General features: G+C 66.2%; 12 protein-coding genes and 1 pseudogene. 7 read left to right on the plus strand and 6 right to left on the minus strand.

Annotation, left to right across the window (positions count from 1 at the left end):
- Nucleotides 1-64: 64 nt before the first annotated feature.
- From C1704_RS17830 to C1704_RS17010, 6 genes and pseudogenes are all read right to left on the minus strand, one after another.
- A pseudogene (locus tag C1704_RS17830) lies at nt 65-445 on the minus strand (Tim44 domain-containing protein); the annotation flags it as partial.
- Nucleotides 446-714: 269 nt separating this feature from the next.
- Nucleotides 715-1,446 (minus strand): bifunctional demethylmenaquinone methyltransferase/2-methoxy-6-polyprenyl-1,4-benzoquinol methylase UbiE, encoded by a 732-nt coding sequence (gene ubiE, locus C1704_RS16990; protein ID WP_104303942.1) that lies wholly within the window; start codon nt 1,444-1,446, stop codon nt 715-717.
- A gap of 76 nt (nt 1,447-1,522) precedes the next feature.
- A complete protein-coding gene (locus C1704_RS16995; protein WP_104303943.1) occupies nt 1,523-1,939 on the minus strand; it encodes a gamma-butyrobetaine hydroxylase family protein in 417 nt (138 codons plus the stop codon).
- Nucleotides 1,940-2,017: 78 nt separating this feature from the next.
- Nucleotides 2,018-3,625: a ShlB/FhaC/HecB family hemolysin secretion/activation protein gene (locus C1704_RS17000; protein ID WP_211286960.1), complete on the minus strand. Its 1,608-nt coding sequence runs from the start codon at nt 3,623-3,625 to the stop codon at nt 2,018-2,020.
- A 197-nt stretch (nt 3,626-3,822) separates the two neighbouring features.
- Complete coding sequence (locus tag C1704_RS17005) at nt 3,823-4,296, minus strand: HIT family protein (RefSeq protein ID WP_104303932.1); 474 nt, start codon at nt 4,294-4,296, stop codon at nt 3,823-3,825.
- Nucleotides 4,297-4,307: 11 nt separating this feature from the next.
- A complete protein-coding gene (locus C1704_RS17010; RefSeq protein ID WP_104303933.1) occupies nt 4,308-8,219 on the minus strand; it encodes a DUF3683 domain-containing protein in 3,912 nt (1,303 codons plus the stop codon).
- Nucleotides 8,220-8,498: 279 nt separating this feature from the next.
- On the opposite strand from C1704_RS17010, the gene ugpB reads away from it, so the two are divergent.
- The 7 genes from ugpB to C1704_RS17045 all read left to right on the plus strand — a co-directional run bounded on the left by ugpB (nt 8,499) and on the right by C1704_RS17045 (nt 15,813).
- Nucleotides 8,499-9,815 carry a sn-glycerol-3-phosphate ABC transporter substrate-binding protein UgpB gene (gene ugpB, locus C1704_RS17015; protein WP_104303934.1) on the plus strand — a complete coding sequence of 439 codons (1,317 nt, stop codon included), beginning with the start codon at nt 8,499-8,501 and terminating at the stop codon, nt 9,813-9,815.
- A gap of 95 nt (nt 9,816-9,910) precedes the next feature.
- On the plus strand, nt 9,911-10,792 hold the full coding sequence (ugpA, locus tag C1704_RS17020) for a sn-glycerol-3-phosphate ABC transporter permease UgpA (RefSeq protein WP_104303935.1): 882 nt from the start codon (nt 9,911-9,913) through the stop codon (nt 10,790-10,792).
- A gap of 1 nt (nt 10,793) precedes the next feature.
- Nucleotides 10,794-11,648, plus strand: coding sequence for a sn-glycerol-3-phosphate ABC transporter permease UgpE (gene ugpE / locus C1704_RS17025; RefSeq protein WP_104303936.1), 855 nt, complete (start codon nt 10,794-10,796; stop codon nt 11,646-11,648).
- 12 nt (nt 11,649-11,660) lie between these two features.
- On the plus strand, nt 11,661-12,731 hold the full coding sequence (locus C1704_RS17030) for a sn-glycerol-3-phosphate import ATP-binding protein UgpC (RefSeq protein WP_104303937.1): 1,071 nt from the start codon (nt 11,661-11,663) through the stop codon (nt 12,729-12,731).
- On the plus strand, nt 12,728-13,486 hold the full coding sequence (ugpQ, locus tag C1704_RS17035; RefSeq protein WP_104303938.1) for a glycerophosphodiester phosphodiesterase: 759 nt from the start codon (nt 12,728-12,730) through the stop codon (nt 13,484-13,486). Before C1704_RS17030 ends, ugpQ begins: the two co-directional genes overlap by 4 nt.
- 129 nt (nt 13,487-13,615) lie before the next feature.
- On the plus strand, nt 13,616-15,037 hold the full coding sequence (locus C1704_RS17040) for an NfeD family protein (RefSeq protein ID WP_211286961.1): 1,422 nt from the start codon (nt 13,616-13,618) through the stop codon (nt 15,035-15,037).
- The gene (locus tag C1704_RS17045; protein WP_104303939.1) at nt 15,034-15,813 is read left to right on the plus strand and encodes a slipin family protein; all 780 of its coding nucleotides are present in this window, start codon (nt 15,034-15,036) and stop codon (nt 15,811-15,813) included. The genes C1704_RS17040 and C1704_RS17045 overlap by 4 nt, the downstream gene beginning before the upstream one ends.
- Nucleotides 15,814-15,906: the final 93 nt, after the last annotated feature.

Consider the following 15,906-nt stretch of genomic DNA (forward strand, 5'->3'; position numbering starts at 1 on the left):
ACTGCTGCGCAGTCTAGCCCCGCGGACAACGGGTGAACCAGCCCTCACTTGAGGGGCAGGACGCCTATTGCAGCGCCTGCACCCCGGCCAGCAGCCAGCCACTGCCGCCGTCACGCAACTTGGTGAGGTTCCAGATCTCCCGGAACGGTGATGCGCCGGCGCTGATTTCCTCGCGGATCATGCCGGAGAATTCGACACTGGCGAGAAATTGCGGCCCCAGGTCTTCCACGCCCAGCAAGGTGGCCTGCAGGGTGACAACGTCGGTCCGGTTGGGCTGGTCCCCGCGCTCGGCGAGCTGGGCGCGGACATTGGCCAGCATGTCGTCGGTCATCATTTCGCCCAGGCGAGCCAGGTCGGCCGCATCCCAGGCCTGCTGAAGAACGACGAAGTTGCGTTTGGCCGCGTCGAGGAAGGCCTCGGCGTCGAACCCCTCGGGCACCCCCCACCATGGCCCGTGGGCGCGGGCACTTGCGTCCGCGGCCGGCGTGCGGGTCAGATGCACGCTGGATTCGGGTGCGAAGTCGGCCGGGTCATAGTCGCCGCTGGCCAGCGACGAGCGTGCCGCCCCCCGACGGGGATCCGAAGGCCGGGCCATCGCGCCGGGTTCACGATCGCCGTGGGCACGTCGGCGCCACCCCAGCCAGGCCAGAGCCCCCACCATCCCCAGCATGCCCAGGCCAAGGAGCCAGGGCGTCCCGGCACCCACATCCATGCTCAGCACTTGATCCCCACATGCAGGGCCACCACGCCGCCCGTCAGGTTGTGAACGTCCACGTGCCCGAAGCCCGCCTGCTTCATCATGGACTTCAAGGTCTGCTGGTCGGGGTGCATGCGGATGGATTCGGCGAGATAGCGGTAGCTCTCGGCATCGCCCGCCACCCATTGCCCCAGTCGGGGCAGCACGTTGAAGGAATACCAGTCGTAGGCCTTGGACAGGGGGGCCGCCACCTTCGAGAACTCCAGCACGAGCAGTTTGCCTCCCGGTGCAAGCACCCGGCACATCTCGGTCAGGGCCCGGTCCTTGTGCGTCATGTTGCGCAAGCCGAAGGCCACGCTCACGACATCGAAACGGTTGGACGCAAAGGGCAGCTGCTCGGCATCGCACAAGACCGTGGGCAGCAGCAGGCCGCGATCCGTCAGGCGATCTCGGCCCACACGCAGCATGGCTTCGTTGATGTCGGTATGCACCACCGTGCCGGAGGGTCCCACACGCTGGGCAAAACCTATTGCCAGATCACCCGTCCCTCCAGCGATGTCGAGCACCTGCTGCCCCGCGCGGGCGCCGGACACTGCCAAGGTGTAGGCCTTCCAGACCCGGTGCAGCCCCGCCGACATGAGGTCGTTCATGAAGTCATAGCGCGAAGCCACGGAGTCGAACACGCCGCGCACGCGCTGCGCCTTCTCGGCCTCGTCAACCGTCTGGAATCCGAAATGGGTGCTGCTCATGGTGAACATCCTAAGTGTCGGCCGTCATGAATGCTGCGACAACCCCGAGATGCAGCGGGGCTTGCGCGCTCGGGTTTCAGTGATGATGACCGCAGGAAGCAGCAGCAGCGGCCGGCATCGGCGCGTCACGATCGACGCCGGCATCGGCGAGGCGACGCTCGTAGTCGGACCAGAGCTTTTCTTGCTGGGCTCCCAGGAAGTAGAGGTAGTCCCAGGAGAAGATGCCCGAGTCGTGCCCATCGCTGAAGGTGGGTTGGACGGCATAGTTGCCCACGGGCTCCAGCGAGGTGATGCCAACCTCCCGCTTGCCCGTCTGCAGCACTTCCTGTCCAGGACCATGGCCCTGCACCTCGGCTGACGGCGAATACACCCGCATCAGCTCGAACGGCACGCGGAAATGAGCGCCGTCGCTGAAACGCAGCTCGAGCACACGCGACTGCTGGTGCACCGTGATCTCGGTGGGCGTGGGGGTGGATTTTTCAAGGCCGGCCATGGGATCCATCTCCGGCACCTCCGGGGTGCCGCTGGGGAAAACTCAAGTGCTCACGAGCACCAGGCGGGGCGTTGCGCCTCAGAATGCCAGGGACACGTTCACGTGAAGTTTATCGTCCCCCTGGGTCGGCGCGGTCGGATTGGCCCCGGCGTCAGCACGGCTGCCGGTCACCACCCGGCCGTAGTCGGCCCTCAGGCTGGCACCGTTGGCGTGGGCGTAGCGCACCCCCAGACCCACGCTGGTGAGCCGATCCTTGCGGCGACGAACCGGGCTGTCGGTGAGGTCGCTGTAAACGGCCCCCGTGTCGATGAAGGCGAGCAGACGCAGGCCTTGCCACAGCGGCGGGGTGCGCCCCTCCAGCGTGGCGGCCCAGCCGCTGTCGCCATACAGCGCTCGATCGGGTACTCCGCGGATCGAGCCGATGCCGCCAAGACCGAAGGCTTCCCCCGCCAGCAGCAGATCGGGACTGTACTGGGCGTGAAGGCGAGCCAGCCCCTGCCACCCCTCTCCCCATTCGGTGGTGGCGTCCAATGCCGCCCGCCAGACCTTCCAATGGGTGGTCTCGATCTCCGCGTTTTCCGTCCGGTAGGCGGTCAGGTCGTTGCCCTCGCCGCGGGCAACGTTGGCGGCAAACCCGATCTCGTAGGACCACTGCGTGACCCCGGTGGCGGACCGCGCCGCATACTCCAGCGACAAGGGGCGCGAGCGCCGAACGCCTGTGGCCTGTGGCTGCCCTTCGAGGTCCGAGGCTTCGAAGCGCTTGTCGTCGATGGCCACCTGCCAGTAGGACTGACGCCCCACCGAGCGGTGGCCGACATGGTAGGCATAGCCCAGGCGCGTCTCGTGCCCCGGACCTGTCGAGTCAAAGCCTGCAAGGCCTCGGTCCGGGCGATCCACGCCAAAGCGGCCCACGACGTCAGAGCGGAAATGCTGTGCCTGCAGGACCCCTCCCCAGGCGGGGAATGGCACCTCGGCGCGAACACCGATCTGGCTGACCCTCGACGGACGGTCGGCAGACGTGGTGTAGGCCACCGACAGAAGCTCACCCCCCCCGAGGACATCGTGATGGCTGGCACCGACGTGGAGGCGGTCACGGCCGGTCTCGCGGGTCCCCGCGTTGCTCCAGGAAGCCCCCAGCGACCAGGGGCGGGACTCCTGCACGCGGACCCGCGCGGTCACGGTGTCGGTTGCGGCATCGGGCACCCAGTCCACCTCCATCTGGCGGGACGGGTTGCGCTGGGCGATCGCGAGCTCACGCGCCAGGCGCTGCGCGTTGGGAGAGGCTCGCTCCTGAAGCTCGGGCAGGGCCGCGCGCAGGGCGGCTTCATCGACGGACGCCCCCACCCCCACGAACTCCACGCGCGAAACCGTGCGGCGCAGGACGTTGAGGCTGATGGTGTCCGAAGGCGCCTGAACGGGCAGCACCACCCGGTAGTGCACATACCCACGATCGTGCAGGGCCCGCTCCAGACGCACCGCCGCCTGCTCCAGGACCTGGGCCGACGGCTGCTGACGCAGCAGAGGGGCCAGCAAGGCGGCGGTCTCTCCGGCACTCAAAGGGTTCTCGCCCATGATGGCGAAGCCCTTGAACCCACCTTCGGGGGTTTCAGGGGGCTCCTGCGCCCAAGCCGTGGTGCCCAGGGACAGGAGGGCGCCCGCCATGACCCTCAGCCATCCGGTCATCATGCCCGCCCTCTCGAAGACAGGCTCCCGGCAGCGCCCCATGGCGATGCGATGGAGGTGGATGGCAGGGTGTGCGTGAAAGACATGGGCCGAGACTGGCGGCAATTCAAGAAAGGCTCAGGTGCAAACTCCTGATTACATCACCGAAGCTGCCTGGGGCCAACCCTCTGAACGGGGAGTCCCGGCGCGGGAGTCGGCGCTCACACGCCCGCTTCAAACAGCCTGGACACACGGTGATCCACTTCAGGCAGCCTGGCGCGCACCTGCGCCAGGCGCAACGCATCGTCCGCTCGCTGTCGTGTGCCCCAGACCGGCTGCGGGAAATGGCCGTCCCAGTCGAAGCGGGCGATCACATGCCAGTGCAGGTGGGGCACCATGTTGCCCAGAGAGGCCAGGTTGATCTTGGTCGGGCACAGCACCTCGCGCAAGATCTCCTCGATGCCGACCAGGAGTTCCAGGCAACGCGCGCGCTCGGACGCGGCCAGGTCGCTCATCTCGGCCACGTGTTCACGGTGAACGAGGCGATAGAAGGCGGGATAGGCCTCATCGTCCACGCGGATGGCGCGCCAAGCGCCGTTGCAGGCCACCAGCAGACCGCCAGGGGATCGGCACAGTTCACACCCTGGCGCCGGCTGGCGAGCCGGGTCGAACACGAGCGTGGAAGACTCGGACATCGCCCGTGCGCTCACACCAGCACGCGCTCGATGCCGCCGTCGTTGGCGGCCTTCACGTAGGCCGGCATCCAGTCCTCACCCAGGATGTGGCGCGCCATCTCGACAACGATGTAGTCGGCTTCGAGCAGGCCGTTGTTCAGGTCCTCCCCGTAGCGCGTGAGCCCCTGCAGGCAGCTCGGGCAGGACGTGAGGATCTTGATGTTCTCCTGAGCGCGCACCGCCCCAGTGGCACGCAGCGCGGCTTCACCCTTGCGGATCTCCTCTTCCTTGCGGAAGCGCACCTGGGTGGAGATGTCCGGTCGGGTCACCCCGAGGGTGCCCGACTCGCCGCAGCAGCGCTCGCTCTTGAGCACCTGCGGACCGACCAGCGCCTGCACGGTCTTCATCGGGTCCTGCAGCTTCATGGGGCTGTGGCAGGGGTCGTGGTACAGGTAGGCGCCCTGGCCGTCGAGCCTGATGCCCTTTTCCAGCAGGTATTCGTGGATGTCGACGATGCGGCAGCCGGGGAAGATCTTCTCGAACTCATAGCCCTGGAGCTGGTCATAGCACGTGCCGCAGCTCACCACGACGGTCTTGATGTCGAGGTAGTTCAGCGTGTTGGCCACGCGGTGGAACAGTACCCGGTTGTCGGTGATGATCTTTTCTGCTTTGTCGTACTGGCCTGAGCCTCGCTGGGGATAGCCGCAGCACAGGTAGCCCGGCGGCAACACGGTCTGCACACCGGCATGCCAGAGCATGGCCTGCGTGGCCAGGCCCACCTGGCTGAACAGGCGCTCCGACCCGCACCCCGGGAAATAGAACACCGCTTCCGTTTCGGGCGTCGTGGTCTTGGGGTTGCGGATGATGGGGACGTAGTTCTTGTCCTCGATGTCCAGCAGAGCCCGCGCCGTCTTCTTGGGCAAGCCGCCCGGCAGCTTCTTGTTGATGAAGTGGATCACCTGCTCCTTGACCGGGGCGGTGCCCACCGTGGCATGCGGTCGGGCCGTCTGCTTGCGCGCGACGCGCTTGAGCAGGTCGTTGGCCAGGCGCTGGGCCTTGAAGCCCACGTCCACCATGGCCGTGCGCAGCAGCTTGATGGTCTCGGGACGGGTGGCATTGAGCATCATCATCGCCATCCTGTTGCCCGGGCGGAAGCTCTTCTTGCCCATCTTGCGCAGGAGGTTGCGCATGTTCATCGACACGTCACCGAAGTCGATCTTCACCGGGCAGGGCGAGAGGCACTTGTGGCAGACCGTGCAGTGGTCGGCCACGTCCTCGAACTCTTCCCAGTGCTTGATCGACACGCCGCGACGGGTCTGCTCCTCGTACAGGAATGCCTCGACCAGCAACGAGGTGGCCAGGATCTTGTTGCGCGGGCTGTAGAGCAGGTTGGCACGCGGCACATGGGTGGCACACACCGGCTTGCACTTGCCGCAACGCAGGCAGTCCTTCACCGAATTGGCGATCTCGCCAATGTCCGACTGCTGCATGATCAGCGATTCGTGGCCCATCAGCCCAAAGCTCGGCGTGTAGGCGTTGGTGAGATCGGCATGCAGCGTCTCGCCCCCCACCGTCACGCCGCGCAGCAGCTTGCCCTTGTTGAAGCGGCCCTGGGGATCGACTCGCTGCTTGTAGGCAGCGAAGTCGCGGATCTCTTCGTCGGTGAGGAACTCGAGCTTGGTGATGCCGATGCCGTGTTCGCCCGAGATCACGCCATCGAGGCTGCGCGCCAGCTTCATGATGCGCGCCACCGCCTCGTGGGCAGTCTGCAGCATCTCGTAATTGTCGGAGTTGACCGGGATGTTGGTGTGCACATTGCCATCGCCGGCGTGCATGTGCAGCGCCACCCAGACGCGGCCGCGCAGGACCTCCTTGTGGATGCGCCGGCATTCGTCGAGGATGGGCGCAAACGCCGCGCCGGCAAACACCGTCTGCAGCGGCTTGAGGATCTGCGTCTTCCATGACGCGCGCAGGCTGTGATCCTGCAGCCGCTCGAAGATGCTGCGCTCACCGTCGGTTGGCACCACGTCGAGCTGGCTCATCCACTGAGCCCACAGTGCACGCACCTCGCGCAGCAGCGCCAGGGCCTGCTGCACACGGTCCTCCAGCAGCTCGGCGCTGGGGATCTCGCTGGCGTCATCGGTCTTGCCCAGTGGCAGGTGGCCTTGGGTGAAGAAGGCCTCCAACCGGTCGACCAGGGCCAGCTTGTTGCGCAGAGAGAGTTCGATGTTGATGCGCTCGATGCCGTTGGTGTACTCGCCCATCCTCGGCAGCGGGATCACCACGTCCTCGTTGATCTTGAAGGCGTTGGTGTGGCGGCTGATGGCGGCCGTGCGCTTGCGGTCGAGCCAGAATTTCTTGCGCGCATCGGCCGAGATGGCGATGAAGCCCTCGCCCGAGCGGGCGTTGGCGATGCGCACCACCTCCGAGGTGGCACGGGCCACGGCGTCCGGGTCGTCGCCGACGATGTCGCCAATCAGCACCATCTTGGGCAAGGTGCCGCGCTTGGACTTGGTGGCGTAGCCCACCGCCTTGAGGTAGCGGTCGTCCAGGTGCTCCAGCCCGGCGAGGATGGCACCGCCAGGCTTCTTTGCCTCGGCGAACATGAAGTCCTTGATCTCGACGATGCTGGGCACCGCCTCGCGGGCATTGCCGAAGAACTCCAGGCAGACGGTGCGCACATGGGCCGGCATGCGGTGCACGACCCAGCGCGCGCTGGTGATGAGACCGTCGCAGCCCTCTTTCTGGATGCCCGGCAGGCCGGCCAGGAACTTGTCGGTCACGTCCTTGCCCAGACCTTCCTTGCGGAAGGTCCGGCCCGGAATATCCAGCCGCTCGGTGCGGATCGGCGTCTTGCCGTCGGCTTCGAAGTAGCGCAACTCGAAGCTGGCCACCTCAACGTCGTGGATCTTGCCGAGGTTGTGATTCAGGCGCACCACCTCCAGCCACTGGGCCTCGGGTGTGACCATGCGCCAGGAGGCGAGGTTGTCCAGGGCGGTGCCCCAGAGCACGGCCTTCTTGCCACCTGCGTTCATCGCGATGTTGCCGCCCACGCAGGAGGCCTCGGCCGACGTGGGGTCCACCGCAAACACGAAGCCTGCGCGCTCGGCGGCATCGGCCACCCGCTGGGTGACGACGCCCGCTTCGGTCCAGACAGTGGGCACCGGATGGTCCACGCCGGGCAGCGTCACCATCTCGACCTCGGTCATGGCCTCGAGCTTTTCGGTGTTGATCACCGCGCTCTTCCAGGTCAGCGGCACGGCCCCGCCAGTGTAGCCGGTACCGCCCCCGCGCGGGATGATGGTCAGGCCCAGTTCGATGCAGTCCTTCACCAGGGCGGCCATTTCGGCCTCGGTGTCGGGCGTGAGCACGACGAAGGGGTATTCGACGCGCCAGTCGGTTGCGTCGGTGACGTGGGACACCCGGCTCAGACCATCGAACTTGATGTTGTCGCGCTGGGTGTGTCGGCCCAGCACACGGGTGGCGCGTCGGCGCAGGGCGTCCACCTCGTCGAAGCCACGGGCGAAGGATTCCACCGCAGCCCGTGCCGCCACCAGCAGTTCGCCCACCAGAGCATCGCGCTCAGGGTCGGCCTGGGGCGTGCGGCGCTTTTCCACCTCGCGCAGCCGGTGATGCAGGGCCTCGATCAGCAACCGGCGGCGACGCGGGTTGTCGAGCAGGTCATCCTGCAAGTAGGGGTTGCGCTCGACCACCCAGATATCACCGAGCACCTCGTACAGCATGCGGGCGGAGCGTCCCGTCTGGCGCTCTTCCCGCAGAAGCTGCAACACCTCCCAGGCACGCGGGCCCAGCAGCCGGATGACGATCTCGCGATCCGAAAAGGAGGTGTAGTTGTAGGGGATCTCGCGCAGCCGGGGCGGCGCGGCGAGGGCGGCCTCGGCCGCAGGGGCGGCAAGGTCCTTCAGGGGCAGCGGTGCATTCATGGGCGCCTGGCGCGTGGGGCTTGTGGATTTTCGGACGCGCAAAGGGCAATCGTACCGCAGCGCAGCACAGCGCCGGGACACCCCCGAACGAAACCGCACCGGCCCCGGGCCTACTGGTGCGGGCGCCCCTCAACGCTCCTGCATCTTTGAGTCAGGACAAACCATGGGACTTACCCGGTTGCGATACCCCCGCGATCCGTGACAGAAACGCTCCTGTCATAAACAGGCACTAGCCTTCGCGGGCTTTGTTTCTACCCGCACACCTTTCACGGAGTTGTCATGAAACTGAAATCTCTCGCTCTTTCCGCGGCCATCGTCGCCGTCACGGCCGCGCCGGCCCACGCCCAGGTGGAAATCCAGTGGTGGCATTCGATGGGCGGCGCGCTGGGCGAGTGGGTGAACGACCTGGCCAAGGACTTCAACAGCAGCCAGACCGCCTACCGCATCGTCCCCACCTTCAAGGGCAGCTATGACGAGTCGATGACGGCGGCCATCGCCGCCTTCCGCGCGGGCAACGCCCCTCACATCCTGCAGGTGTTCGAGGTGGGCACGGCCACGATGATGGCCAGCCGCAACGCCATCGTGCCCGTGGGCGAGGTGATGAAGAAGGCTGGCGTGACCTTTGACCCGGATGCCTATGTGCCAGCCGTGGCGGGGTATTACACGGCCCCCAACGGCCAGATGCTGAGCTTCCCCTTCAACAGCTCGACCACCGTCTTCCACTACAACAAGGACGCCTTCAAGGCGGCCGGCCTGGACCCGAACGCGCCTCCCAAGACCTGGCCCGAGGTGGCCCTGGCGGCCGCCAAGCTCAAGGCCAGCGGCCACAAGTGCCCCTTCACCACCAGCTGGGTGAGCTGGACCCAGCTGGAGAGCTTCTCGGCCTGGCACAACACCGAGTTTGCGACGATGGGTAACGGCATGCGTGGCATGAATGCCCGCCTGACCTTCAACAGCCCGCTGCACGTGCGCCACATCGAGAACCTGGGCAACATGGCCAAGCAAGGCCTGTTTGTCTACAAGGGCCGCGGCAACGCCGCAGACGCCACCTTCGTCTCCGGCGAGTGCGCCATGACCACGGGATCGTCTGCGCTGTATGGCAACATCAAGCGCAACGCCAAGTTCGAGAGCGGCATCTCCACCCTGCCCTACTACCCCGACGTGCCGGGCGCTCCGCAGAACACCGTGATCGGCGGCGCCAGCCTGTGGGTGATGGCCGGCAAGAAGGACGAGGACTACAAGGGCGTGGCCCAGTTTTTCGCCCACCTGTCCAAACCCGAGGAAGCGGCCAAGAGCCACCAGCGCACCGGCTACCTGCCGCTGACCAAGGCCTCCTACGAGCTGACGGAGAAGTCGGGGTTCTACAAGCAGAACCCGGGCACGGACGTCTCGGTCGAGCAGATGATTCGCAAGACCACCGACAAGTCGCGCGGCATCCGCCTGGGCAACTTCGTGCAGATCCGTACCATCAACGACGAGGAACTCGAACAGGTCTGGTCGGGCCGCAAGACCGCCAAGCAAGCCCTGGATGACGCGGTGCGCCGCGGCAACGAACAACTCGAGCGCTTCCAGCGCGCGAACAGCGGCCGCTCGTAAAATCGCGCCCTTTTGCCCGGACACCCGTCCGGGCCCTGACTTTCCCGCGCCTGCCCATGCCCCGTGCATGCGGCAGGCGTTGACTGTTTGAACCCATGGAAAAACGCGTCCGATTCAAGTCCTGGTGGTTGCCCTGGCTGCTGGTAGCCCCCCAGATGGCCGTGGTGCTGATCTTTTTCTTCTGGCCGGCAGCGCAGGCGCTCTACCAGAGCGTGCTGAGCCAGGACGCTTTCGGCATGTCCACAGAGTTCGTCGGCCTGGAGAACTTCGAGCGGCTGATCAACGACGAGACGTATATCGCGTCCTTCCGGACCACGGCCGTGTTTTCGATTCTGGTCGCGGTGGTCGGCCTGTCCGTCTCGCTGCTGCTGGCCGTGATGGCCGACCGCGTGCTCAAAGGGGCGGGTTTCTACAAGACCCTTCTGATCTGGCCCTATGCCGTGGCTCCGGTGGTGGCCGGGGTGCTTTGGCTGTTCATGTTCGCCTCACCCTTTGGCACCATCTCCTACTTGCTGCGCTTGCTGGGCCTGGAGTGGAATCACCTGCTCAACCCCAACCATGCGATGGCCCTGATCGTGATGGCCGCGGTGTGGAAGCAGATCTCCTACAACTTCCTCTTCTTCCTGGCCGGGCTGCAGTCCATCCCGAAATCGCTCATCGAGGCGGCGGCGATCGACGGCGCGGGTTTCTGGCGGCGTTTCTGGACCATCGTCTTCCCGCTGCTGTCGCCCACGACCTTCTTCCTGCTGGTCATCAACATCGTCTACGCCTTCTTCGACACTTTTGCCATCATCGATGCCGCCACGCAGGGGGGGCCCGGCAAGTCCACCTCCATCCTGGTCTATCGCGTCTACTACGACGGCTTCAAGGCGCTGGACATGGGGGGCTCGGCCGCGCAATCCGTGGTGCTGATGGCCATCGTGATCGGGCTGACGGTGATCCAGTTCCGTTTCGTCGAGAAAAAGGTGCAGTACTGACATGATCGAACGACGCCCGGGACTGACCTTCCTGTCCCACTTCATCCTGATCGTTGGCGTGGCCATCGTGGCCTTCCCGGTCTATCTGACCCTGGTCGCCTCGACACAGACCGCACAGGACATCGCATCCACCATCCCGATGTCCTTGCTGCCCGGCAGCAATCTATGGGAAACCTATCGGGTGGCCTTGTTCGGAGGCGAGACTGCGGCAGGCAGCACCTTGCCCCCTGCCCTGCCCATGATGTGGGTGAGCCTGGTGATGGCCCTGGTGATCGCGGTCGGCAAGATCGCCATCTCGCTGCTCTCGGCCTTTGCCATCGTCTATTTCCGCTTTCCGCTGCGCAACCTCGTGTTCTGGATGATCTTCGTCACCCTGATGCTGCCGGTGGAGGTGCGCATCGGCCCGACCTACGAGGTGGTGTCCAACCTCGGCATGCTCAACAGCTATGCCGGCCTCACCATCCCGCTGATCGCCTCGGCCACGGCCACCTTCCTGTTCCGCCAGTTTTTCCTGACGGTTCCAGACGAGCTGGTCGAAGCCGCCCGGGTGGACGGCGCCGGGCCGATGCGCTTTTTCTGGGACGTGCTGCTGCCCATGTCGCGCACCAGCATCGCAGCGCTGTTCGTGATCCAGTTCATCTATGGGTGGAACCAGTACCTCTGGCCGTTGCTGATCACCACCAACGAGGACATGTACCCCATCGTGCTGGGTATCAAGCGCCTGGTCTCGGGCGAGTCCTACACGGAATGGAATGTGCTGATGGCCACCGCCTTCCTGGCCATGCTGCCCCCGGCCCTCGTGGTGATCCTGATGCAGAAGTGGTTCGTCAAGGGCCTGGTCGACACGGAAAAATAAGCAAGCAAAGACATGGCATCCCTCTCATTCAAGAACGTCATCAAGCGCTACCACCAGGGCAAGCAGTCGCTGCAGGTCATCCATGGGGTCAATGCGGAGATCGCCGACGGCGAGTTCATCGTCATCGTCGGCCCCTCGGGCTGCGGCAAGTCCACGCTGCTGCGCATGGTGGCCGGCCTGGAGGAAATCTCCGGCGGCGAGATCCTGATCGGCCCGCGGGTGGTCAACGAGCTGGAGCCGGCCGATCGCGACATCGCGATGGTCTTCCAGAACTATGCGCTCTATCCGCACATGAGCGTGTTCGACAACATGGCCTACGGCCTGAAGATCAAGAAGCTGCCCGCCGACGAGATCCGCCGCCGGGTGGACAAGGCCGCCGGCATCCTGGAGCTGTCGCACCTGCTCGACCGCAAGCCCCGCCAGCTCTCGGGCGGCCAGCGCCAGCGCGTGGCCATGGGCCGGGCCATCGTGCGCGAGCCCCAGGTCTTCCTCTTCGACGAACCGCTGTCCAACCTGGACGCCAAGCTGCGCGTGCAGACCCGGCTGGAGATCCAGAAGCTGCACCGCGAGCTGGGCATCACCTCGCTGTTCGTCACCCACGACCAGGTCGAGGCCATGACCCTGGCCCAGCGCATGATCGTCATGAACGCGGGCAACATGGAACAGTTCGGCACACCCGACGAGGTTTATGCCCGCCCGGCCACCACCTTCGTGGCCGGATTCATCGGCTCACCGCCGATGAATCTGCTGGAAGGCCAGGCCACGGGCTCGGGGCGCTATGCCGTCGGCGGCATCGAGATCGACCTGCCCAAAGACACCTCGGCCCCGGTGACGGGCCCCGTGATCCTGGGGGTGCGGCCCGAACACCTGATCCTGGGTGACCAGGGCTGGCCGCTGGTGGTCGAGATGGTCGAGGTGCTCGGCGCCGAACGATTGATCTATGGCAAGCTGGGGACGGCGTCCGTGGTCGTGCGAGCCGACGACAGCCACCAGCACCCGCAGGTCGGTGAAACCCTTTACATGACGGCGCAGCCGACCAAACTGCACTGGTTCGACGCGAACACCCACCGGCGCATCGCATGAACTGGCCCTACCCCTTGTGGATCGCCCATCGCGGCGCGGGCAAGCTGGCGCCCGAGAACACGCTGGCGGCATTTCGTCATGGGGCGAGTTTCGGCTATCGCGCTTTCGAATGTGACGTGAAGCTCAGCGCAGACGGCCAGCTTTTCCTGCTGCACGATGCCACGCTGGATCGCACCACCGATGGCCAGGGCGTGGCCGGCACACTGGACTGGGCGACCTTGAGCCGCCTGGATGCAGGGGGGTGGCACGGGCGGTCGTACGCAGGCGAACCGCTGCCCACGCTGGAGGCGATCGCGCGTTATGTGCTGCGCAATGGTTTCGTGCTCAACATCGAGATCAAACCCACACCAGGCACCGAGGCAGCCACCGGCGCCGCCGTCGCCCGGCGCTGTGCGGAGCTCTGGGCCGCGTCGCGCACGCCAGCGGTGGCGCCTCCGCTGCTCACGTCCTTCCAGCCGGCTGCTCTGGAGGCGGCCCTGGCTGAAGCGCCCGAGTTGCCCCGCGGTCTGCTGCTCGAGCAGTGGCGCGAGGGCTGGCTCGATCAGGCCCGTGCCTTGCAATGCCGCGCGGTGGCGGCCTTGTATGCGCTTTTCGATGCCACCAGCATCGAGGCCATCCACGCGGCAGGCATGAAGGCCCTGGCCTACACCGTGAACGACCCGGCCGAGGCGCGTCGCCTGGTGGGCTTGGGCATCGACGGGATCATCACCGACGCAGTCGACCGTTTCTCGCCGGGCACCGGCATCCACGACTGAGTCAGGGGGCTTCTCGCTTCCATGGTGGACGGAGGCAGGCCCGCCTCTCATAATGGGCCGAACCGTCCGGCGACACCCGCTGCGCAACCCGCGTGCCGGGTGGCCCGGCACGGACTTCGCCCATCGACCATGTGTGCGACCGCCCTGCCCCGGATCCTGCGGTGGATCACCACCACCCTGGGGATGTCCTTGTGCCTCACGGCCGCCGCGGCAGACCCTCCGCCCCGCCCCACGACCCCTCCCTCCGTCACGCTGATCACCGTGGAAGGGGCCATCGGTCCCGCCACGGCCGAGCATGTGCGGCGCGGTCTGGCCCATGCGCAACGTGACGGCGCCCAGCTGGTCGTGCTGCAGATGGACACCCCCGGTGGGCTCGACACCTCGATGCGCCGCATCATCCGTGACCTTCTGGCCTCGCCCGTGCCGGTGGCCAGCTTCGTGGGTCCCAGCGGGGCACGCGCCGCCAGCGCCGGCACCTACATCCTCTACGCCAGCCACATCGCGGCCATGGCACCGGGCACGAATCTCGGGGCTGCCACGCCGGTGGCCCTCGGCGGCCCGGCCGAACCCGCACAACGCCCCTCGCGGGCGCCGGCGCCTGCCGCGTCCGGCGCCTCGGCCCCCGACCGCGGCGAGGGCCCGACGCCCAGCGTATCGGGCCAGAAGCAGCTCAGCGATGCCGTGGCCTACATCCGCTCACTCGCCCAGATGCGCGGGCGCAACGTGGAGTGGGCCGAGAAGGCAGTGCGCGAGTCCGCAAGCCTCAGCGCCGCCGAAGCCCTGGCGCAGGGTGTCATCGAACACCTGGCCCGCGACGTGCCCGACCTGCTGAACCAGCTCGACGGCAAGACGGTGACCCTCGAGGGTCGGTCGCTCACGCTGCAGACCGCAGGCGCAGCCATCGTGCGCGAAGAACCCGACTGGCGCATCCGCCTGCTGGCCGTCATCACCGACCCCAGCGTAGCCCTCATCCTGATGATGGTGGGCATCTACGGCCTGTTCTTTGAATTCTCCAATCCGGGGGCGCTGGTGCCGGGCGTGCTGGGTGGCATCTGCCTGCTGGTGGGCCTGTACGCCCTGCAGCTGCTGCCGGTGAACTATGCAGGCCTGGCCCTGATGGCCCTGGGGCTGGCCTTCATGGCGGCCGAGGTGCTGATGCCCAGTTTCGGCATCCTGGGCCTGGGGGGCATCGCGGCCTTCGTGCTGGGGGCCATCATCCTGATCGACACCGAGGTGCCGGGTTTCGGCATCCCGTTGGGGTTGATCGCCGCGATGGCCGTGCTCAGCGCCGGCGTGATGATCGGCCTGGCCGGCATGGCGGTGCGATCGCGTCGCCGGGCCGTGGTCAGCGGAGACGCCAACGTTGTGGGCCAGGCTGCACGGGTGGTCGCCTGCGGCCCTGAAGGCGCCTGGGTCGAGGTGGCCGGTGAACGCTGGCGGGCTCGCAGCGCAGCCCCATTGCGCGAGGGCCAGAGGGTTCAGGTGAGCACCCGCGACGGCCTGACGCTCGATGTGATTCCAACCGACACACCTCAAGGAGAAGGATCATGATCCTCGACTTCGGCAACCTCGGATTCGGCAGCTTGCTGCCCATTGCCGTGCTGGCGCTGATCGCGGCGTCCTTGCGCATCCTGCGCGAATACGAACGCGGGGTGATCTTCCAGCTCGGGCGCTTCTGGAAGGTCAAGGGCCCAGGCCTCGTGATCGTGATTCCCGGCGTGCAGCAGATGGTCAAGGTGGACCTGCGCACCATCGTGCTGGACGTGCCCACCCAGGACGTGATCTCGCGCGACAACGTCTCGGTGCAGGTCAATGCCGTGGTCTATTTCCGCGTGGTCGATCCGCAGAAGGCCATCATCCAGGTCGAGAACTTCATGGTGGCCACCAGCCAGCTGGCCCAGACCACCCTGCGTGCCGTTCTGGGCAAGCATGAACTGGACGAGATGCTGGCCGAGCGCGAGCGGCTCAACCTGGACATCCAGCAGGTGCTGGATGCGCAGACCGATGCCTGGGGCATCAAGGTGGCCAATGTCGAGATCAAGCATGTGGACCTGAATGACTCCATGGTGAGGGCCATTGCCAAGCAGGCCGAAGCGGAACGCGAGCGGCGCGCCAAGATCATCCATGCCGAAGGCGAACTGCAGGCCTCCGAGAAGCTCATGCAGGCCGCCCACATGCTGTCTTCCGAACCCGGCGCCATGCAGCTTCGCTACATGCAGACCCTGAGCACCATCGCCGGGGACAAGGCGTCCACGATCGTCTTTCCCATGCCCATCGACCTGCTGACGCTGATCAAGCAGGCGGGGCAGGCCAAGGACACGAAGTGAGTCTGCGCTAGGGCGTGTTCACACTAATTGCGATGATGGTCGGGGCATTGGACACTTGGGGGCATGGAAATCACGCCCGAGCAATTCGCTGCC

It is taken from the genome of Caldimonas caldifontis (assembly GCF_002930615.1).
In the GTDB taxonomy this organism is placed as follows: Bacteria; Pseudomonadota; Gammaproteobacteria; order Burkholderiales; family Burkholderiaceae_C; genus Caldimonas; species Caldimonas caldifontis.